We start from the raw sequence: 19,625 nt of genomic DNA, 5'->3' as shown, positions 1-19,625 counted from the left end.
TTGGCGAACCATTCGAGGAACTTCTGCCGTGGGATGGCCTTCCTGACTGCCGCGCGTTCCATCGAATCGACTCCATGTACCACGATCAGGTTCTTGGCCAGATCGACGCCGATACGAGTAATCTTGTCCATGACTTTCCCCTTCTCAGATGGGTTGCCAGCACCAACCATCGTGGCATATCCGCATGCCACGGGATCGGGAAAGTCCTTTCTAATTCGACGCGACTACGTAGAGCATCACGTAGCGCAGTAGGAATCCTCCCCCTTCCCGGCCTTGGGCCGGCGAGCGTCAGCGAGAGGGGGAGGAGGATGTCAACAAGCGTTCGTCGGGGCTCAGTGAATATTCGTCGCATGTGAGTTTCCCAGGCGGACGTCCGGCGGAGTCCGACAGCAATGTCGGCGCGACTGCACTGCGCGAAGCTTTCGAAGAAATCCGCCTCGAGCCCGGCGCGATACGGCTTGTCGGGTGCTTGCCGATTCACAAGACGAGAAAGCGCAATCACGCCATTTTTCCGGTTATCGGCATCGTGTCGGAAACGGCCGAATGGGAGGCGGCACCTGCCGAAGTCGAGGAGATCTTCGAGTTTCCGTTTTCCACGCTGCTGAATCCGGCGCTGCCACGGCAATACAGTGACGGCGAACGCGCCGGCCCCTGGTATTGGGCGGACCAGACGCAGGACATCTGGGGCGTTACCGCGGTGATACTAAAGTCGCTGGCAGGTCTGGTTCTTGACGCTGCGCACAGCGAGCGCGTGCAGCACGGCTAGGTTCACGCACAGGACCTCCGTGTGGCACAGGGCGCACTGTGCGCCTCGTGCCGGGTGACTTGCGAATCGCTTCAATGCGACCCGGCATCAGCGCTGCACGTCACCGGTAGACGGGTGCGACGCAAACGCGGTTTCCACATGCGCGAGAAAGTCGGAAGCAGGCCGCGTCAGTTGCAACCCGGGCGGCGTGAGCCGGTACAACTGCAGCGGCGGTGGCGACATCGGCAGCGGCAACGGCGTCAGCTTCTGGCCGAAAACGGTCTCGGCGAGCGAGTGCCGGGTCCACGAAAAAATCGCATCGGTGGTCACGAGCAGGCTGTAGAACAGCGCATACGACGTGCAGCGCGTGACGCAGCGCGGCGGGGGCAGGTCCGCCCGCACATGCAGGTCGTGGATATACGCGGGAAAGCTGTCGCTCGCATCGGCGTGGATCCATTCGGCGTCGCGCAGCGCATCGAGCGACGTCGCGCCGGCAAAGCGCCCGTTCTCGCGCGTGACGAACGCGGTGTCGAACGTGCGGATTGCCTTCACGTCGGCCGACTCGACAACCGGGCCCGTGACGGCGGCGAACGCGAGGTCGAGTGTCCGGTTGCGCAATTGCTCGGTGAGCAGGTTGAACGTCAGTTCGCGCAGTTCGCACTCGACGTGCGGCCAGTGCCGCCGGAACGCGGCATACGCGTCCGCAAAGCCCGTCACCGCGACGATCGGCGTGAAGCCGATCACGAGCCGGCCGTCGCGCAGCCCCTTCATGTGCGCCATGTCCTCGCGCGCCCGTTCGAGCTCGCGTACGACCGCCTGCGCGCGCCCGAGCAGCGCGTCGCCTTCCGGCGTCGGTACGACGCCCCACGGCTTGCGCTCGAGCAGCGGCACGCCGAGTTCGTTCTCCAGTTCCTGGATCGCCTTGCTGACCGCCGGTTGCGTGACGTGCATCGCCGTCGCGGCGGCCTTGATGCTGCCGCCCGTCGCGACGGCGACGAGCGCGCGCAATTGATGGATTTTCATGATGCGGAGGATATTACCAAAAGTTATTCATATCAAAATTGGTGAGTTTTTTGACCCGAAGCGTCTCTCTATGATTGGCTGCGACGGTCGCGAGGCGGCCGATCTCATGGAGGAGCCCATCAATGACGCAGGAACTTGCGCACGTGCTCGCGGCGATCCGCGAGTCCGAATCCCGATTCGTCGCGATCCGTCGCGACATCCACGCCCATCCCGAACTCGGCTTCGCCGAGACCCGCACCGCGCAGCTCGTCGCCGAACGGCTGGCCGAATGGGGCTACGACGTGACGACCGGCATCGGCGGCACGGGCGTGGTCGGCCGACTGCGGCGCGGCGAGTCGGCGCGCACGCTCGGCCTGCGCGCCGACATGGACGCGCTGCCGATCCAGGAGGCGTCGGGGTTGCCGTACGCGAGCACGGTCGAGCGCACGATGCATGCGTGCGGCCACGACGGCCATACGGCGATCCTGCTCGCCGCCGCGCACTATCTTGCCGAACAGGGCCGTTTCGACGGCACGCTCAACGTGATTTTCCAGCCCGCCGAGGAAGGGCTCGGCGGCGCGAAGCGGATGATCGACGACGGCCTGTTCGACCGGTTCCCGTGCGAGCGCGTGTACGCGCTGCACAACGCGCCGGGCGTGCCGGTCGGTCATTTCGCGTTGCGCTACGGGCCGATGATGGCCTCGTCCGATTCGGTGACGATCACCGTGACGGGCAAGGGCGGGCATGGCGCGATGCCGCAGCTCGCCAGCGATCCGATCGTCGCGGGCGCACATATCGTGACCGCGCTGCAATCGATCGTCTCCCGCAACATCGACCCGACGAAGCCGGCGGTCGTGACCGTCGGCACGTTCCACTCGGGCACCGCGCCGAACGTGATTCCGGAGACCGCGACGCTGCAGTTGTCCGTGCGCGCGCTCGATGCGGCCACGCGCGACGAAATCGAGGCGCGGATCCGCCGGATCGTCGACGCGCAGGCGCAAGCGTACGGGATGACCGCGCAGGTCGACTACCAGTCGATCTCGCGCGTCGTCGTCAACGACCATGCGGCGTCGGATCTTGCGGTCGAGACGATCGCGGCGCTCGCCGGTGACGGCGCGCTCACGCTGCTGCCCGACGGCGTGATGGGCAGCGAGGATTTCTCGTGGATGAACGAATGCGTGCCGGGTTGCTATGTGCTGCTCGGCAATGGTGTCGATTCGCAGGGCGGCTGTTCGGTGCACAACCCGCATTACGACTTCAACGACGCCGCGCTGGGCTGGGGCGCGGCCTATCTCGCCGGTGTCGCCGAACGCTTCCTGAAAGCGGACTGACGTAGGCGCGGAGAAGGCACATCGACCGGACATGCGTTGACATAACGATAAGGAAAGCGAATGAAAAAACGATTTGCAATGGGTGCGGCCTGTCTCGCGCTCGGCACCGGCAGTGCGCGTGCCGTGCCGTATCAGGACGTCCTGCTCGCGGCCGTTCCCGAGTACAACGGCCGCCTGACGGAGGGCGTTGCGCTGTACGGCTCGCTCGACATGGGGATCAACTACCAGACGGTCGGCGGCCGGTCGCTGTGGCAGACGCAGAGCGGCGGCGAGTGGACGTCCAAATTCGGCTTCTTCGGTCGCGAGAACCTCGGCGGCGGCTGGCGCGCCGAGTTCAACCTCGAGAGCGGGTTTCTCGCGAACAGCGGCGCGCAGCAGGACAAACAGTCGGTCTACAACCGGCAATCGTGGGTCGGCCTGTCGTCGGATAGCTACGGGCGGCTGCGTCTCGGCAAGCAGATCGGCACGGCGCTGCCGCTGTTCATCGACGTGTTCGGCACGGTGGGCACGAACTCGGTCTATACCTGGCTTGGCGCGGCGGCCGTGCAGACGAGCCGCGGCGTCGGCTACAACTCGGACCTCGGCCCGGGCGCGACACAGTTGCCGGCGCGCGTCGACAACGCGATCACATACCGTACGCCGATCGTCGCCGGCACTACGTCGCTGATGCTCATGTATGCGCCGAGCAACGTCGCCGGACGCGCGCCCACTGCAGCCGCGCAGGGGGCGCTGCTGCAGTGGTACAACGGCACGACCTATCTGGCCGCGAGCTACAACCAGATGTGGGGCGTCAATGGCGCAAGCACGGTGCGCAACGACCTGTACGGGCTCGGCGTCGTCCACGACACGGGGCGGCTCGTGCTGTCCGCTTCGTTCAACCAGTACGCGCCGAAGCTTGCAGGCGACGGCATCGCACGCGTCTACACGGTCGGCACGATCGTGCCGTTCGGCGTCAATGCGATACGCGCGTCGGTCGTCTATCGCGATACATCAGGCGTGCGCGATGCAGCCGGCCAGCCGGCGAAGGATTCGGCGCTCGGCGTGATGCTCGGCTACGACTATCTGCTGTCGAAGCGCACGGGCCTCTATGCGCGCGCGGGATTCATCCGCAACTACGGGATCTCGACGGTACTGCTGAACGGCAATCCGTTGCCGACCGAGCCGGGCAGCGCCGAGCCGCGTACCGGGACGACGCCCGTCACGGTGTCGCTCGGCATGTATCACAACTTCTGAGCGGGATGGTTTTACGATGAACACACTGAATCGCACGGCCGCCGTGCCGGTCGATGCCGAGCGACACACGACGCGTCGCACGATCGTCGCGGCCGCGCTTGGCAACGGACTCGAATTCTTCGATTTCACCGTCTACAGCTTCTTCGCGGCACTGATCGGCAAGCTGTTCTTTCCAGCGTCGAGCGACGTGGGCGCGCTGATGCTGTCGCTCGCGACGTTCGGCGTCGGCTTCGTCGCGCGGCCGCTTGGCAGCGTCGCGATCGGCGCATACGCGGATCGCGTCGGGCGCAAGCCCGCTCTTGTGCTGACTGTCGCGTTGATGGCGCTTGGCACCGGGATGATCGGTTTCGCGCCGACCTATGCGCAGATCGGCATCGCCGCGCCGCTGCTGATCGTCGTCGGGCGCCTGCTGCAGGGCTTTTCGGCCGGCGGCGAAGTGGGCGCCGCAACGACGCTGCTGATGGAGTCGGGTGCAACCGGCCGATGCGGCGAACGCGTGAGCTGGCAGATGGCGAGCCAGGGCGGCGCGGCGCTCGTCGGCGCACTCGTCGCGCTGACGCTGTCGCGCGCGCTGTCGCCGGACGCGCTGCACGCGTGGGGCTGGCGCGTGCCGTTCGTGCTCGGCCTGCTGATCGGTCCGGTCGGTTTCTACCTGCGGCGTCATCTCGACGATACGCTGCCGCACGCGACGTCCGCCGCGACGCGTGAGCGCGCGCGCATTCCGTGGCGGCAGGTCGTGGCCGGCACGCTACTCGTGATCGGCGGCACGTCGACGATGTACACGATCGTGTTTTTCCTGCCGTCGTTCCTGACGCTGACGATTGGCATGCCGGCATCGGTGTCGCTGCTGTCGGGCTGTACGGCCGGCGTCGTGCTGCTGGTCGGTTCGCCGTTCGCGGGGCGGCTCGCGGATCGCGTGCGTCGCCGCAAGCCGCTGCTGGGCGTGGTGTGCGTCGTGTCGGCGATGCTCGTGCTGCCGGCGTTTTACGCGATGCGCACGTGGCCGTCGGTATCAACCGCAATCGCCGTCGTGATTGTGCTGATCGGCATGATGACGCTGTCGAGCCCGGCCTGCTTCGTGATGATCCTCGATGCGCTGCGGCCCGAAGTGCGCGCGATGTCGCTCGGGATGATCTATGCGCTCGGCGTGACGGTCTTCGGCGGCTTCGCTCAACTGATCGTCGGCGCGATGTGGCGCGCGACGGGCAGCTTCTACGCGCCAGCATGGTATGTGCTTGGATGCAGTGCGGCGAGTCTCGTCGGTTTGATGTTGTTTCGGGAGGGCGGGGACGCGGACGCCGTGCGGTGAACAGGAGGGCAGTGGCGTGACGTTTTACGTGAGGGTGGCGCCGAGCTGGATGGCTTGAGCGTCCGGATCGCCTGGCGATGCGGACGGCCGACGCGCTCGCACCCAGCGTGCGAAGTCGCGAGGGGCCAGCGGCCGCGAGAACAGAAACCCTTGATACAGATGACAGCCGTGCGTGCCCAGGAAGTCGCGCTGGGCATGCGTTTCAACGCCTTCGGCGGTCACGGTCAGTTTCAGGATCTTGCCGATATGGATCAGCGATTGTGCGAGCGATTCCGCCATTCCGTCGCTGCCGATGCCTTGCACGAAGCTTTTGTCGATTTTCAGTTCCTTGACGGCGAACCGGTGGAGGTAGCTCAGGGACGAGTAGCCCGTGCCGAAATCGTCGATCGACAGGGCGATGCCAAGCGCATGGATGGCCTCGAGCGACGTGCGAATGTCGTCGGCCGATTCATCGAACAGGACCCGTTCGGTCAATTCCAGCGTCAGATCTGCAGCAACCAGACCGTGAGACTGAAGCGTATCGGTGACGAAGCCCGGGTAATCCGGACGCTTGAAGTCGGCGGCGCAAACGTTTACCGACATGTTGGGGATGTCGAGACCCTCGGCTCGCCACTCGGCAAGTTGCCTGCAGGCCTCGCCCATCACCCAGGCATCCATCTCCGCGATCAGGCCGCTTTCCTCCGCGATGGCGATGAAGCGATCCGGCGCAATGCTGCGTTGCCCGTCGCTGCTTTGTCCGTCACTGCTTTGCCCGTCATTCTCCCAGCGCACGAGCGCCTCGACGCCGCATAGCACACCGGTGGCGTCGACCTTGGGCTGGTAGGCGACGCTCAGGGCGTTCCTCCGCAATGCCCGCTGCAACTCGATTTCCAGCTCGAGTTGCTCCTTCGCCTGACGCTCGTACTCGGGCGCATAGAACCGCACCTGGTTGCGTCCCGCACTCTTGGCCTGATACATCGCCAGATCCGCGTTGCGCAGCAGGATGCCGGTTTCTTCTCCGTCGTGCGGGGAGAGCGCAATGCCGATGCTGGCGCTGATCGTGATGCGGGTGTCCTGCTTCGAGTTGATGACGATGGGCTGGTACACGGCCTGCAGAATGCGCGCCGCGACTTGCTTGGCTTTCAGCACGTCGCAGTCCGGCAGAATCGCGAGAAACTCGTCTCCGCCGAGGCGGCCGATCACGTCCTCGTTCCGGATCTGGCTCCGCAGGCGTCGTGCGATTTCGCTCAGGACTTCATCGCCGGCGGCATGACCCTGGGTGTCGTTCACGCGCTTGAAACGGTCCAGATCGATGAACAACACCGCAAACGTCGACGCATTCCGGTTGGCGTTCGACAGGATCCGGCGAGCTTCCATCTGAAGCTGTTCCCGGTTGGGCAGGCCCGTTAGCGAATCGAACCACGCGAGTCGCTGCAAGCGGCGCTCCATCGCCAGTCTCTTGCGCAATTGTCTGCTGAACATCAGTGACAACAGGATCAGAAGCGCATCGAGTATGACGCTGACGATACCGATTGCGATCGCACGCTTGCGCCATCCTGCGAAGATGTCGTCCGTCGCAAAGCCCACGACGACGACGAGCGGATAGCTGCCGATCCGCCGGAAGCTGTACAGGCGCTCGAAGTGGTCGAGCACGGCGATATCGATATAGGTTCCGTGATCGGATTGCACGAGCGGCGGGAACGAGTGGCCGCCCGCGAGCGACTTGCCGATGTCGCCTTCGTGAAACGGTTGCCGCATGAGAACCGTTCCGTCCGTGCGCAGCAGGGTAATCGTGCCGTGCCGGCCGAGTATCGAGCCTTCGAAAAGCTTCCGGAAGTAGTTGAGCCCCAGCGTGCCGGCGACGATGCCCGCGAATTGGCCGTTCTTGTCCTCGAGCCGCCGGCTTAACGCGATATGCGGCAGACCGGGGCCGGCAGTGTACGACTGGTAAGGCGCGCTGATGTAGACGCCGGCATTTTTCTGCCGCTGCTGAACCTGAAAGTAATCGCGCTCGCTCACGCTGAGCTTGCGCGGCTGAATCGAACGCGAGTCGAGCACGAGCTTGCCTGTTGCGTCTGTCGCAAACAGCGCACCCAGTTCCGTCGCGTGGGTGGCCGAACTGAACGCGATGAGCTGCCGGACTTCCGGGGGAAGCCCCGCGATGCTGGGCGTCTCGACACTTGTCGCGACGTCGCGCATGCCGACCTGGTAGATGTCGAGATTGCGCTCGATCTCCTTTTGCAGCGAGATCACGAGATTCTCGGCGGCATCGCGCGCCTGCGACATCGCGTCGAGCCTCATTTCGTAAAGCGAGGCGACCGTGACGCCCGTGGTCGCGAGCGTGATTCCGATTCCGACGTAGATGAACAGCGACGGTCTGGTGAACAGAGAGCTTGCAAATCGAATCATGGTCTTCCGGAAAGCTCGAGAAAGCCGGGTGTAAGCGACAGGGCCAACTGGCAGTCCATTGCCTCGATCCCGGCAGCCCCGCTGAATTGCACGGCATCTTACATGCAGGACGATGAAAGCCGGGACAGGCGAATGACGTGCGTTGACACAATCCGCTCGGGCGATGCCTTCGTCGATATATCGACGGAGGCAGGTAAATCTTTACCCCGATCTCGAGCGTGTGCGTTCGATGGCGGCACCGCGTCGGCCAAGCGGTCGCGACGCGGAGCCACGCGATGATGCGGTGCCGTGCTTCAGCGCGCACCGACAACGGGCGGTCCGTCGCACCGCGGGTGATAATATCCGTTGAACCTTAAGCAGACACTGACATGTGGTCTATTGTGCTATCACTCCGCAATTTGGGAGTCTTGGGAATCTGCGCTTTGCTCGCCGCTTGCGGACAGATGGCGTCCGAACATGCTGCGTGCAGCGTTGATTCCTGTCGCATGCGACACGAGATGTTGCAATCCGGCGAGGCGTCTTGGTATTCGGCAACGTTTCAGGGGCATCGGACCGCAAACGGAGAACGCTATGATGGCGGCGCATTGACGGCTGCCCATCGAACATTGCCGCTCGGCAGCTATGTGCGCGTCAGTTCGTTGGCAACAGGGAAGTCGGTTGTCGTGCGCGTCAACGATCGCGGACCCTACGTCAAAAGACGAATTATCGATCTCTCGTATGCCGCGGCGAAGGCCTTGGGTTTGACCGACGCACGGTCGATGCAAGTACGGATTGAACGTGTGGAGAGCACTGCGAACATGCAGATGGGGTCGGACGGCGACGGAATCTTGACGACGGGGAAGTGAAGGTTGGTCTGAAGTACTCAATCTGCCCGAAAGCAACCGTCGGGGATTCCAACGTCCGTTCTTTAGCGCGCTCATCGTCAAGGCAGCGACTAGCCAAGCCCCCTTGCCGCGCGACCCTGCTGCGGCTTCCCGGCGCGAAGCTCCGACGGATCGAGGAAGAAGTTCCGGTTACCGGCCATCCGCTCGATCATGAAGTCGATGAATGTCCTCACGCGCAGCGATTGCTCGGTTCGATGTCCATAGTAAATGTAGATCATGCCGTGCTCGGCAACGTGCTGCGTCAGCAACGGAACGAGGCGGCCGCTTCGGATATGCGTCGTTGCATTGAAGCTACCCAATTGCCCGATGCCGAGGCCCGATAGCACTGCATGCGTTTCCATTTCCGTGTCGTTCACGCAGAGGGCAGCGGGCACGTCGCGATAGACGATCTCATCGCCGATCTGGAACGCCCACTGCGCGAGCTTGCCCGTGTTTGCGCGCCGGTACCCGGTGCAGCGATGCTGAGCCAGTTCCTCGATGGTCCGCGGCGCGCCGTTGCGCTCGATATATTCCGGCGATGCGCACACGATCAGCTGAATCGGCACCAGCCGGCGTGCGATCGAGCCTCCCGATGGCGGAGGTCCACCGCGAAATCCCACGTCGGCGCGCTCGGTCACGAGATCCGTGAACTGATCGTCGAATTGCACTTCGAGTTGCACGTTCGGATAGCGCTTCTGGAATTCCTCGAAGTACGGCCACAGGACCGGGAGCCCGAGCGCGCGCGGCGCGCTCACGCGCAGCATGCCAGCCACTTCCTCCTTCGAGCGCCGGGCGTCGTCGAGCGCGGACGACAGCGTCGCGAGCGCCGGCTTCACGCTGTCGAAAAGCCGTTGGCCTTCCTCCGTCAGGCTCAGCTTGCGGGTGGTCCGATGAAAGAGCCGCACGCCCAGTTCCTTCTCCAGTTGCATCACCGCATGGCTCGCGGCTTGCGGCGAGATGCCCTGGTCGACTGCCGCGCCACGCAGGCTTCCTAGCGTCGCCGCGCGCACGAAAATGGTGATCGAACGAATTCCGTTCATTTCCGGGGCCCCGCATTCGCAAATAAAAGTTGATTATGACTCCATTAATGGGTGGCTAGTGGGTGCCAATCGTCACGTCTACGATGGCATCACTTCATCACGCACGTAGGAGAGACATCATGGCTGACGGTCAACAACGCGGGTTCAAGCGCGTATGGTTCATCACCGGCGCGTCGCGGGGGATCGGCGCATTGATTGCCGAAGCCGCGCTCGCGGACGGCAACGCGGTCGTGGCCACCGGACGCAATGTCGCGGCCATCACCGAGCGTCTTGGCGAGTCGGCCGCGTTGCTGCCGGTTGTGCTGGACGTGACCAGCGACGCGCAGGCAAAGGCGGCGGTGCAGGCGGCGGTGGAGAAATTCGGCCGCGTTGATGTGCTGGTCAACAACGCCGGCTTCGGCCTCCTGGGTGCGGTGGAGGAATCCGCCGACAAGGACGTGCGGCGCATGTACGACACGAACGTATTCGGCTTGCTGAACGTCACGCGTGCTGTGTTGCCGGTGATGCGCGCGAGCCGCTCGGGCCACTTGATCAATATTTCATCGGTTGGCGGCTATCGGGCCGCAGCGGGCTTCGGCGTGTACTCGTCGACGAAGTTCGCCGTCGAGGGCATGACGGAAGCGTTGCATGCCGAGTTGAAACCGCTGGGCATTCACGCGACGGTTGTCGAGCCGGGGTATTTTCGTACGGACTTTCTGGATGCGTCCTCGCTGGTCGTTGCACCGGACGTGATCGACGATTACGACGAAACCTCGGGCGCGGTTCGCCGCAAGGCCGTGCAAATGAATCACAACCAGCCTGGCGACCCGACGAAGCTTGCGGTCGCGATGATCGCGCTGGTTGACGCGTCGAACCCGCCGTTGCGTCTTCCGCTTGGTACGGACACGCTGGCTGCCATTGCTGCGAAAAACGCTTACGTGACGCAGGAAACGGAAGCGTGGAAGGAACTGTCGGCATCGACTGACTTTGCTGCGTGAGTGAGGAAGGCGGCGGTTCGGCAAGACGCGCAGGCTACCCGTTAGGGTGGTGCGCGTCCGTCGCGCGCCTGTCATCGTGGAACCACTCGTCCGCGCTTGCCTGCCTGTCATCTTCAGGCCGGTAGGCCGAGCGAAGCATCGGTTCACGCAGCACATGGCAGGAGTCGTCACATGGAAACCCCAACCTCCAGCGGAAATCCATTGCAGGATCTTTCCGCGAACCTTGCGGCCATCGCCGAGCGCGTCGGCCAGAGTGTCGTCGCGGTGCACGGGCGGCACCGCTTTCCATCCAGTGGAGTAATCTGGCAACCGGGCGTGGTGGTCACGGCCGCGCATACGATCCGGCACGAAGAAGGCATTGAAGTCACGCTGGCCGATGGTCGTACCGTGGCGGCCGTGCTGGCAGGACGGGACCTTGGCACCGACCTGGCCGTACTGAGGATCGGCGACGCGGCGCCGGGCCCGGTCGAGACTGGCGACGCGCGTTCGCTCAAGGCTGGCCATCTGGTGCTCGCGGTGGCGCGCGTGGACCGACTCGGCACCAGCGCGGATTTCGGCGTCGTCGGCACGGCCGGCGGGCCGTGGCGTAGCTGGCGAGGCGGTCAGTTCGACGCGTTCGTGCGACTGGACGGCGGGCTGCGCCCCGGTTTCTCCGGTGCGGCCCTCGCTGATATGCAGGGGCGGGTGATGGGCCTGTGCACATCGGCGCTGGCGTCGGGTGCGGGCATGCTGATTCCGACCACGACCGTGGCGCGCGTGTGCGACGAGCTGTCGAGAAAGGGGCGTGTTTCGCACGGCTACCTTGGCGTGGGCACGCAGCCGGTGAACCTGCCGCAGGCGTGGGTGACGAAACTGAATCTGGCTTCCGAGCGCGGGCTGCTGGTGGTGTCGCTTGCGGCGGGCGGGCCCGCGGAGCAGGGCGGGGTGCTGATCGGGGACGTGCTGATCGAGCTGGACGGCCGGCCGTGTCGCGACATGGACGACGTGCATGCCGCGCTTGGCGGCGAGCGCATCGGACAATCGCTGAAGATCGGGCTGATCCGCGGCGGCGAACGCGGCGAATGCACGGTCACGGTGGCCGAACGCCCGCAACGAAATTCATGCTGCTGAGAATCGTGCAACGCGTCGCATGCCGAATGCCGGGATGATTCCGATGAGCCCGCTCAGGGTTGCCGTCGTCGCCGCGTCGCCACAAGCGCGCGCAAGCCTGCAGGCGCTTGTCGATGCGACGCCGACGCTGGATTTCGCCGGTAGCGCGGCCGATGTTGCGGCGATCGCCGATCGCATTGCCAGCGAATGGCCGGATGTCGTCGTGGCCGAACTGGCGCCGCAGGCCGGCGACCTGCCGGCGCCGGGAGCGGACCGCCATCCCGCGATGACGGCGCTCGTGCTGCTCACGGACGACGCGGACAGCGACTGGATCCATGACGCGCTGGCGGGCGGCGCGACGGCACTGCTGCCGCGCGGCGCGACGCCCGGCGAAATCACCGCCGCGATCGAAGCCGTGGCCGCGGGCCTTTGCGTGCTCTCCCCGGAGATCCTCGCCCGGCTGCTGGCGGCGCGACAGGGGCCTCGCCAGATGGCATCCGCGACGCTGATCGAAATGCTCACCCCACGCGAGATCGAGGTGCTGACGATGCTTGCCGAAGGGCTTGGCAACAAGGAAATCGCGCGTCATCTCGACATCTCGGACAACACGGTGAAATTCCACCTGTCCTCCATTTTCGGCAAGCTCGGCGCAAGCAGCCGCACCGAGGCTGTCATGCAGGGGATGCGACACGGTCTCATCATGGTGTAGTCGGTCGTCAGGCCGGTGCTGGCGTGAACCCGTCGCCCGTCCACCTGCGGAGGAGACGGTGATCTGTCACGAACGGCTGCATGGGCGTTCGATCCGCGCGTGAGAACGTGAACCCTCTCAGGGTTTCCGAGCGTGTTGGCTGGCATCGGCGTTGACTAGAAACAAAAGAGTCCCGCCATTCAATTCCTTCAATCGAAGTCGCACGCGGCGCCCCGAGGCTTCTCTCACCACAATGGCATCGTGGGGGACAGCACAGCCGGGCCGCCCGGCACCACTTTCGACGATCGTGCGTGAAGTACGCCCTTCGCTCCGCGGAGGAGGTCATCATGAATCACAAGCAGCTCATCTGCGCATGCGTGCTCGCGACCGTCGCAGCCGCTCCCGTGCTCGCCCAACATGAAGAACACGTCGCTGCCGAGCCGGCGGGCGGGAAGTTCGGCACGGTGAAGTTCCCGACTTCATGCAGCGCTGCAGCACAAGTCCAGTTCGAGAAGGCATTGGCGATGCTGCATTCGTTCTTTTACCCTGCGACGCTCAAGGCGTTCGAGGCCGTCATCAAGACCGATCCGCAATGTGCGATTGCGTATTGGGGCCTTGCGATGGCGCAGCGTCCCAATCCGTTGGTTCCGCCTTTCGACGAGACGGCACTCAAGAGCGGTTCGAATGCAGTGGAGAAAGGCCTCGCGCTGGGTCCCAAGACAGAACGGGAGCGTGACTGGCTGCTGGCAGCCGAGGCGTTTTACAAGGATTACGACAAGGTCCCTCAAAGTCAGCGCACGCTGGCATACGAGCAAGCGATGGCGCGCTTGACGCAGAAATATCCCGACGATTCGGAGGCCGCGATCTTCTACGCGCTCGCACTCAACGAGGCTGCGCAGCCCAGTGACAAAACGTACGCCAACCAACTCAAGGCAGCAGCGATCCTGGAGAAAATCTACCGCGAGCAGCCTGACCATCCCGGTATTGCCCACTACCTGATCCACAGCTACGACTACCCACCGCTCGCGCAGCGTGGATTGCCGTTCGCCAACAAATATGCGCAGATCGCTCCGGCGGCGCCGCACGCTGTGCATATGCCCTCGCACATCTACTCGATGCTCGGCATGTGGGCCGCGTCCGTCAAATCGAACGAAGCGGCGCTGAAGGTGATGCGCGAAGAAACCGCCAGGAGCTGGCCGGGTGCCACCCACCCGTCGGCGCCCCATTCATGGGACTTCATGGAGTACGCGTATCTGCAGATGGGCCAGTACGCACATGCAAAACAGGTGCGCGACGACGCCAATGCTGCCACGAAATTTCCGTTCGACCGATTGGGAACCTATACCGGGCTGGAAGCCATCCCGGCACGCTACGCGCTCGAGCGCGGCGCCTGGCAAGAAGCTGCCGCGCTGGAGCCGCGTGGCAGTCGCTGGCCGCAGGCCGAGGCAATCACGTACTTTGCCCGCGCGCTGGGCTGCGCCCGTAGCGGCAACGCGGACATGGCGCAGACGAATATCGACATGCTCACGCAGTTGCGCGCGAAACTCGAACAGTCGAACCAGCCTTACTGGGCTGAGCAGGTCCAGGTACAGATCCTGGCTGCTTCGGCGTGGCTGGCTCATGCGCAGGGCAGGGACGATGACGCGCTGAAGCAGATGCGCTCCGCGGCCGACCTGGAGGATGGGAGCGAAAAGAATGTTGCGATGGAGAACCGGCTTTATCCGATGCGCGAACAGCTGGGCGAGATGTTGCTCGATCTGAAGCGACCTGCCGATGCGCTGAAGGAATATGAGGCATCCATGCAGGCGACTCCGAACCGCTTGCGCGGCCTGTATGGTGCGGCGAAGGCGGCGGGTCTGGCGCAGGACAAGCAGAAGGCGAAGCTCTACTACGGGAAGCTCATTGCGCTCACGCGGGACGCTGACGTAGTCGGGCCGGAGGTCCGTCAGGCCAGGCTGTATCTTGATCAGCATTGAGGTGACCAGCATTGACCGGGTGAATCGGAAAAGGTCTCCGGTCAGTGTTGGTGCTTATGTTTCTCCGTTGAAACAATTCCCCGCGAAAGCAATCGTTCGCTGCGACAGTGAATCCGGGACGCCTTGATGGATTAAGAGCTGGTTCAAATCATGCATGGATGCATTGCCGGTTTGCCGATCAACCTGGCAGCATCGGTGATAAACAGGAAGAAACAGCAAGTTCCCGCGCCAGGGAAGTTTTCTGCTACTGGCCAGAATTTCGCGATCGGAAATAATTCGGGGGAAAAGAGCATGAATAATCCAGTCGCGCTTGTGCGCCTCCTCTTATTGCTGGTGACGGTGCTCTCTCCCGTTAGCTTTGCTCAGACACCGCCTCCGGCCTCGGTGGCTACGGAACGGCAGGCGCAGGATCCGCCCACTCGCATAATCTCCTACAACGAAAAACACGTCATTGGAATCGATGGCAAAGATATTGCCATCATGGCGACGTCGATCCAGGTACTGAAGGCCAGCGCACTGGAAAATGCCAAGCAGAGGACCCTCAGCTTCAGCCGCAGCGCGGAGAAAATCGACGTACTCGAAGCCTACACGCTCAAGGCCAACGGAAAGCGCTTGCCCGTACCACGTACAAGTTGGCAGGTACGCAAAGACGAGGGTCACAAGGGCGCTACGGCGATGTTTTCCGACTACAGCAGCATCAGCTTGGTGTTTCCGGATCTGGCGGTGGGAGACACCACGGTGCTGAAATACCGCAAGTCGACAATCGAGCCGCTCTTCCCCGGCAAGCTTTCATTCGATCGAAGCTTCGCGCGCAGTCTGGCCGTCGACAATGCCGTTGTAAGCGTGGACGCGCCAGCAGCAATGCATCTGCAGTACGCCGCGCGAGACATGCAACAGAGCATTGTGACCAAGGGCGGACGCCAATATCTGGTGTGGACGTTACAGAACAAGGCACCCCAGGTCACCGATCGCAATGACTGGTCGGTCGTTGACATGGAATCAGAGCCCGGTGTTGCGTTGAGCAGCTTCACCGATTGGTCTGACCTCGCACGAAGCTATGTAGAGCGTGCCACGCCCAAGGCTGTCGTGACGCCGCGCCTGCGTCAGCTTTCTGCACAAATTGTGGCGGAGCGCACCACAGTCGAAGCCAAGGCCCATGCAATTTACGACTGGGTCAGCCAAAACATCACCTACGGCGGAAACTGCGTGGGCATTGGCGCTGTCGTGCCTCGTGACCTGGATGTCGTCCTCGATGCCAAAATGGGCGACTGCAAGGACCACGCTACGCTAATGCAAGCCTTGCTTGCAGCCCAAGGTATTGCCAGCGAACAGGTACTCGTCAATGCGGGCAGTGTTTACAAGCTGCCCAGGATCGTCGTGGCCTCGACGGTCAACCATGTCATCAACTATGTGCCGGACATCAAGCTCTTCCTCGACACAACCGACGGCCGCACCGTGTTTGGCCGCCTGCCCGTAACGGATCAGGACAAGCCCGTGCTTGGTGCGTCTTCTGATGTGCCGACCCGCACTCCGGCCGACAAGGGCGATAACACCCAGGTCTTGAGTTCACGCCTGCGTATCGACGATGATGGCTCGGTCGAGGGCGATATCGCCGTGGAAGTGACGGGGCGGTTTGCAGAGATGGCACGCGAGCGCCTGCTCAATATCGGCAAAGACGAGCAGGCGCGCTTTATTCGCGAAGCGTTCCGCGGTTCTGGCCTTGACGCCGATGGCACGTTCGATTTCGATGACCCGCATCCAATGGTGGATCATTTTTCCTACAAGGGAACGTTCAAGGTGCGAAAGGCAGTCCGCTATCCAGGATCGGGCGGACTCAGCATCAATCCTTGGCTGTACACCGAGGCGGCGGTGGCCCATTTTGCGGAGCAAGCGTTGCTGCCGGTCGAGCCCCAGGATACGGTGTGCCTACCCGGTACAAGTAAAGAGGAGTACGTCATTACACTGCCCGAAAAGCTCCAAGTGCTGTCGCTGCCGGAGGGGGCCAAGGTGGACAGCAAGTATCTCAGCTATGACAGCCGCTATTCACTGGACGGGCGTGAGCTCAAGGCGACCCGCACATTGAGTGACCGGAGCCCTGCCAATATCTGCTCGGCCGACGTTTCGAAGCTGATCAGCGAGGCCCTGCGTCCCGTTTTGGACGACTTGCGTCAGCAATTGCTCTACAAGTAGGCTGGGTCGTGCTGCGGAACAAGCTGCATCGCTGCAATCTGGTTCCAATTTCACGCAAAAGAGGACAAACGCGCCGGAAAACCATACACTTCTCCGCGCCCGGCTCTCCATCGAACCGACCTTCATTCGGGGTCGAAACGGTTGGCAACGCAGTTCCGAATTCAATCGCCACAGACAGGCCCGTTGCCGAGCGCCGGGTTTCTGCAGCCGCATCATAGATAAATCATTGCATGTCCAGTAGCAATCCGACCGTCCGGCCTTCCCAGCTGATGACACACGGCGTGTCGCCGCAGGCGGATGACCGTGAGGTGGCGCGGCACTTGGTCGAGCCGGCCTGGCTCGTCGCGCTCGTGGCGGGTCTGCCGATGAGCGCCGCGCCGGCACAGCCTTGGCGTTTGTTCGAGGTTGGCTACGGTGGCGAAGCGGCCTTCGTGCAGGGACACATCCCGGGAGCGGGTTACATCGACACCGGGGAGCTGGAGCGCGGCCCTTGGTGGAACAAGGTTCCGGATCACGAGTTGCTGCGTGTGCTGCTTGCCCACGGCATCTGCCGCGACACCACGGTGATCCTCTATGGCCGCAGCACGCTTGCGGCCGCGCGAGCCGCGCACCTGATGCTGTACGCAGGCGTGGCGGATGTGCGCCTGCTCGATGGCGGGCTGGCCGCGTGGCAGGCAGCAGGGTGCCCGATGGAGGCGGGGGCGCCGCATCGTTACCCGGCGCTTGCCGATTTCGGCGCGCGGCTGCCCGTCCGCCCGGACTACCTGATGGACACCGAACAGGCCCGCCAGCTGCTGCAGCGACAGGATGGCATGCTGGTGAGCGTGCGCACGTGGAGTGAGTTCGTCGGGCGGACGTCGGGCTACGACTATATTGCGAACAAGGGCGACATTCCCGGTGCACGATGGGGACGCGCCGGCCGCGATGGCGACGTTCACAGCATGAGCGACTACCAACGCCCGGACGGCACGATGAAGCCGCACGGCGAGATCCAGGCATTCTGGCGGCAGGCCGGGATCCACCCCGGGCGCCGCATCGCCTTCTACTGCGGCACGGGTTGGCGCGCGTCGCTCGCGTTCTTCTATGCCTGGGTGATGCGCTGGGAGCGAATTAGCGTATACGACGGCGGCTGGTGCGAGTGGAGCAGTGATCCTGCCAACCCGGTGACGACCAGGCTGCATTGCGGCGTCGAGCTGCAGCCGCAGCGAGTAATCGCGCGCGAATCAGTGGCATCGACCGGTTGAATCCGTAACTCAAAACGAAGGCGGTCGGCCACCGCCTCATCGCGCGAACGGCAGCTTGCGGACTACGACGTGCGGGAGGTGTCGTTGGTGACCACAAGAATTGATCCGGCGTACTCTTGGGCCTTTGGTCGCGGAAGCGTTGCGTCAGTCAGCAGCAGCTTTCCAGCGAGCGCATGCGCCGTTCGAGCTCGGCAAGGTCTCGCGCACCCGCAAGGTACTCATCGTTGCGACGTTGTTCTGCGCGCTCGAACCAGCGGCCAATCTGTGTGAGAAGGAAGGCAAACATAATAATCTCCAGGAAGTTGTTTACCAGTGACGCAGTTTGCCGGACGCGGCCCTGCGCATGTTTCTCGCGGCTGATGCGTGGCGCTGTTCGACGAATCAATCGTAGGCGGCAACTATGCTTACGTATACTTATCGTTTCTTACACAATACATTAGCTATTTTGGTGAATCACGTCGTTTTCGGGAGGCACGTACTTTGGAAGTCGGTCGACTGCGGGCGCTCCTCGAACTGGCACGGTGTGGCACGATGGCAGCCGCCGCGGAGGCTCTGTTCCTGACGCCCTCGGCGGTGTCACAGCAGATCGCACAACTGGAAGAGGAAACAGGCGTCAAGCTCACGGAGCGCATCGGTCGCGGGGTCAGGCTTACTCCCGCCGGCCACGCGTTGGTGGGGTACGCCGAGCGGCTGATGGTCGTACTGGACGAGGCTCGCTCGGAAATGGCAGAGCTTCGACGTGAAATTGCCGGCGAGCTGCGCGTCGCCGCGTTTCCGTCGATCGCTTCGGTAGTACTCCCTGATACGGTCAAGGCGCTGCAGCACGCGTATCCGCGCCTGGAGGTCGTAATTGAAGAATTGGAGGCGATTGACGGGGTCGCGGCCCTGCGGTCCTGGAGAACCGACATCGCCCTGATTGACGATCTGTCAATCGTGGCGGGCGATAATCGGGAAAATGTCGCGATCGTGCCGCTGGCCGAGGATGTGTGGTACGTGACAGTCTCGACAGACCATCCGCTAAGCAAAAAATCGTCGCTTAGCCTGACCGATCTCAGGCACGAAACCTGGGCGATCGAATCGAAAGGGGGGCCCTCCGGCAGCTTCGTCGTCGATATATGCCGCCGCGCCGGGTTCGAGCCTCGGACCAACGCCACATGCCGTGGATCCGAAATGATCGAAGCGATGGTAGCCTCCGGCTGCTCGGTGTCAATCGTCCCCGGACTCAGGAAGCTGCGCTCGCCGCGCGGCGTGGCATGGGTCAAGCTGAGGCCGGAGGTTCGCCGAAAAATCTACGTCGCTTATCGACGCGGCGAGCGCAACCATCCAATGGTCAAGGTGTTCGTCGAGGAAATCGTCCGGACGGCATCGAGACTCCTCGGTTAGCCAAATCGCGATGATCGCGTCGCCAAGCGTTCGTTAGTTGATTGGAGCCAACGTTCGAGTGGCTGTGCTAACGCCGAGCTGAATGACCGCTCCCTGGCGCGGCGCCGCATCGTCAGGTCCCGGCCAGCTTGAGACACTCATCCGCACGGCCCAATTTCTACAAGCAG

General features: G+C 63.3%; 16 protein-coding genes. 12 read left to right on the top strand and 4 right to left on the bottom strand.

Going from position 1 to position 19,625, the window contains the following annotated elements; all coding sequences use genetic code 11:
* Nucleotides 1-352 precede the first annotated feature (352 nt).
* A complete protein-coding gene (locus G3N94_RS10350; RefSeq protein ID WP_346778681.1) occupies nt 353-766 on the top strand; it encodes a CoA pyrophosphatase in 414 nt (137 codons plus the stop codon).
* A gap of 87 nt (nt 767-853) precedes the next feature.
* Here G3N94_RS10350 and G3N94_RS10345 read toward each other — a convergent pair whose 3' ends face one another.
* Nucleotides 854-1,768 carry a LysR family transcriptional regulator gene (locus G3N94_RS10345; protein WP_205792286.1) on the bottom strand — a complete coding sequence of 305 codons (915 nt, stop codon included), beginning with the start codon at nt 1,766-1,768 and terminating at the stop codon, nt 854-856.
* A gap of 122 nt (nt 1,769-1,890) precedes the next feature.
* On the opposite strand from G3N94_RS10345, the gene G3N94_RS10340 reads away from it, so the two are divergent.
* The 3 genes from G3N94_RS10340 to G3N94_RS10330 are packed head-to-tail and all read left to right on the top strand — an operon-like array spanning nt 1,891 to nt 5,620.
* Entirely contained in the window at nt 1,891-3,078 is a 1,188-nt protein-coding gene (locus G3N94_RS10340) for a M20 aminoacylase family protein (protein WP_205792285.1), read from the top strand.
* 60 nt (nt 3,079-3,138) lie between these two features.
* Nucleotides 3,139-4,311, top strand: a complete 1,173-nt coding sequence (locus G3N94_RS10335; RefSeq protein WP_205792284.1) for a porin — start codon at nt 3,139-3,141, stop codon at nt 4,309-4,311.
* Between the two features lie 16 nt (nt 4,312-4,327).
* On the top strand, nt 4,328-5,620 hold the full coding sequence (locus G3N94_RS10330) for an MFS transporter (RefSeq protein ID WP_205792283.1): 1,293 nt from the start codon (nt 4,328-4,330) through the stop codon (nt 5,618-5,620).
* Between the two features lie 24 nt (nt 5,621-5,644).
* Here G3N94_RS10330 and G3N94_RS10325 read toward each other — a convergent pair whose 3' ends face one another.
* The gene (locus G3N94_RS10325) at nt 5,645-7,900 is read right to left on the bottom strand and encodes an EAL domain-containing protein (protein WP_205792282.1); all 2,256 of its coding nucleotides are present in this window, start codon (nt 7,898-7,900) and stop codon (nt 5,645-5,647) included.
* 605 nt (nt 7,901-8,505) lie between these two features.
* Here G3N94_RS10325 and G3N94_RS10320 point away from each other — a divergent pair.
* A complete protein-coding gene (locus G3N94_RS10320; protein ID WP_205792281.1) occupies nt 8,506-8,853 on the top strand; it encodes a septal ring lytic transglycosylase RlpA family protein in 348 nt (115 codons plus the stop codon).
* Nucleotides 8,854-8,942: 89 nt separating this feature from the next.
* On the opposite strand, the gene G3N94_RS10315 is transcribed toward G3N94_RS10320, so the two are convergent.
* Entirely contained in the window at nt 8,943-9,911 is a 969-nt protein-coding gene (locus tag G3N94_RS10315) for a LysR family transcriptional regulator (protein ID WP_205792280.1), read from the bottom strand.
* Between the two features lie 119 nt (nt 9,912-10,030).
* Between G3N94_RS10315 and G3N94_RS10310 the strand changes: the two genes are divergently transcribed.
* From G3N94_RS10310 to G3N94_RS10285, 6 genes are all read left to right on the top strand, one after another.
* Nucleotides 10,031-10,888 (top strand): oxidoreductase, encoded by an 858-nt coding sequence (locus tag G3N94_RS10310; RefSeq protein ID WP_205792291.1) that lies wholly within the window; start codon nt 10,031-10,033, stop codon nt 10,886-10,888.
* A gap of 171 nt (nt 10,889-11,059) precedes the next feature.
* Nucleotides 11,060-11,998 carry a S1C family serine protease gene (locus tag G3N94_RS10305; protein WP_205792279.1) on the top strand — a complete coding sequence of 313 codons (939 nt, stop codon included), beginning with the start codon at nt 11,060-11,062 and terminating at the stop codon, nt 11,996-11,998.
* A gap of 43 nt (nt 11,999-12,041) precedes the next feature.
* A complete protein-coding gene (locus tag G3N94_RS10300) occupies nt 12,042-12,686 on the top strand; it encodes a response regulator transcription factor (protein ID WP_205792278.1) in 645 nt (214 codons plus the stop codon).
* Nucleotides 12,687-13,012: 326 nt separating this feature from the next.
* Nucleotides 13,013-14,641, top strand: coding sequence for a hypothetical protein (locus G3N94_RS10295; RefSeq protein WP_205792277.1), 1,629 nt, complete (start codon nt 13,013-13,015; stop codon nt 14,639-14,641).
* Between the two features lie 171 nt (nt 14,642-14,812).
* Nucleotides 14,813-16,831, top strand: coding sequence for a DUF3857 and transglutaminase domain-containing protein (locus tag G3N94_RS10290; protein ID WP_205792276.1), 2,019 nt, complete (start codon nt 14,813-14,815; stop codon nt 16,829-16,831).
* 230 nt (nt 16,832-17,061) lie between these two features.
* The gene (locus tag G3N94_RS10285) at nt 17,062-18,075 is read left to right on the top strand and encodes a rhodanese-like domain-containing protein (protein ID WP_241021736.1); all 1,014 of its coding nucleotides are present in this window, start codon (nt 17,062-17,064) and stop codon (nt 18,073-18,075) included.
* A gap of 148 nt (nt 18,076-18,223) precedes the next feature.
* On the opposite strand, the gene G3N94_RS10280 is transcribed toward G3N94_RS10285, so the two are convergent.
* Nucleotides 18,224-18,361: a DUF3563 family protein gene (locus G3N94_RS10280; RefSeq protein ID WP_205792275.1), complete on the bottom strand. Its 138-nt coding sequence runs from the start codon at nt 18,359-18,361 to the stop codon at nt 18,224-18,226.
* A 77-nt stretch (nt 18,362-18,438) separates the two neighbouring features.
* Here G3N94_RS10280 and G3N94_RS10275 point away from each other — a divergent pair, with 77 nt between their 5' ends.
* On the top strand, nt 18,439-19,458 hold the full coding sequence (locus G3N94_RS10275; RefSeq protein ID WP_346778680.1) for a LysR family transcriptional regulator: 1,020 nt from the start codon (nt 18,439-18,441) through the stop codon (nt 19,456-19,458).
* Nucleotides 19,459-19,625: the final 167 nt, after the last annotated feature.

It is taken from the genome of Burkholderia sp. Ac-20353, from assembly GCF_017104785.1.
Classification (GTDB): Bacteria; Pseudomonadota; Gammaproteobacteria; order Burkholderiales; family Burkholderiaceae; genus Burkholderia.
Note: the sequence above shows the minus strand (reverse complement) of the source record. Positions and strands in the feature narration are given on the sequence as shown.

What these genes read in the sequence shown, in the direction of transcription:
- G3N94_RS10345 (WP_205792286.1), bottom strand. Translation starts at nt 1,768, where the DNA reads ATGAAAATCCATCAATTGCGCGCGCTCGTCGCCGTCGCGACGGGCGGC.
- G3N94_RS10340 (WP_205792285.1), top strand. Translation starts at nt 1,891, where the DNA reads ATGACGCAGGAACTTGCGCACGTGCTCGCGGCGATCCGCGAGTCCGAA.
- G3N94_RS10335 (WP_205792284.1), top strand. Translation starts at nt 3,139, where the DNA reads ATGAAAAAACGATTTGCAATGGGTGCGGCCTGTCTCGCGCTCGGCACC.
- G3N94_RS10330 (WP_205792283.1), top strand. Translation starts at nt 4,328, where the DNA reads ATGAACACACTGAATCGCACGGCCGCCGTGCCGGTCGATGCCGAGCGA.
- G3N94_RS10325 (WP_205792282.1), bottom strand. Translation starts at nt 7,900, where the DNA reads ATGAGGCTCGACGCGATGTCGCAGGCGCGCGATGCCGCCGAGAATCTC.
- G3N94_RS10320 (WP_205792281.1), top strand. Translation starts at nt 8,506, where the DNA reads ATGTTGCAATCCGGCGAGGCGTCTTGGTATTCGGCAACGTTTCAGGGG.
- G3N94_RS10315 (WP_205792280.1), bottom strand. Translation starts at nt 9,911, where the DNA reads ATGAACGGAATTCGTTCGATCACCATTTTCGTGCGCGCGGCGACGCTA.
- G3N94_RS10310 (WP_205792291.1), top strand. Translation starts at nt 10,031, where the DNA reads ATGGCTGACGGTCAACAACGCGGGTTCAAGCGCGTATGGTTCATCACC.
- G3N94_RS10305 (WP_205792279.1), top strand. Translation starts at nt 11,060, where the DNA reads ATGGAAACCCCAACCTCCAGCGGAAATCCATTGCAGGATCTTTCCGCG.
- G3N94_RS10300 (WP_205792278.1), top strand. Translation starts at nt 12,042, where the DNA reads ATGAGCCCGCTCAGGGTTGCCGTCGTCGCCGCGTCGCCACAAGCGCGC.
- G3N94_RS10295 (WP_205792277.1), top strand. Translation starts at nt 13,013, where the DNA reads ATGAATCACAAGCAGCTCATCTGCGCATGCGTGCTCGCGACCGTCGCA.
- G3N94_RS10285 (WP_241021736.1), top strand. Translation starts at nt 17,062, where the DNA reads ATGTCCAGTAGCAATCCGACCGTCCGGCCTTCCCAGCTGATGACACAC.
- G3N94_RS10280 (WP_205792275.1), bottom strand. Translation starts at nt 18,361, where the DNA reads ATGTTTGCCTTCCTTCTCACACAGATTGGCCGCTGGTTCGAGCGCGCA.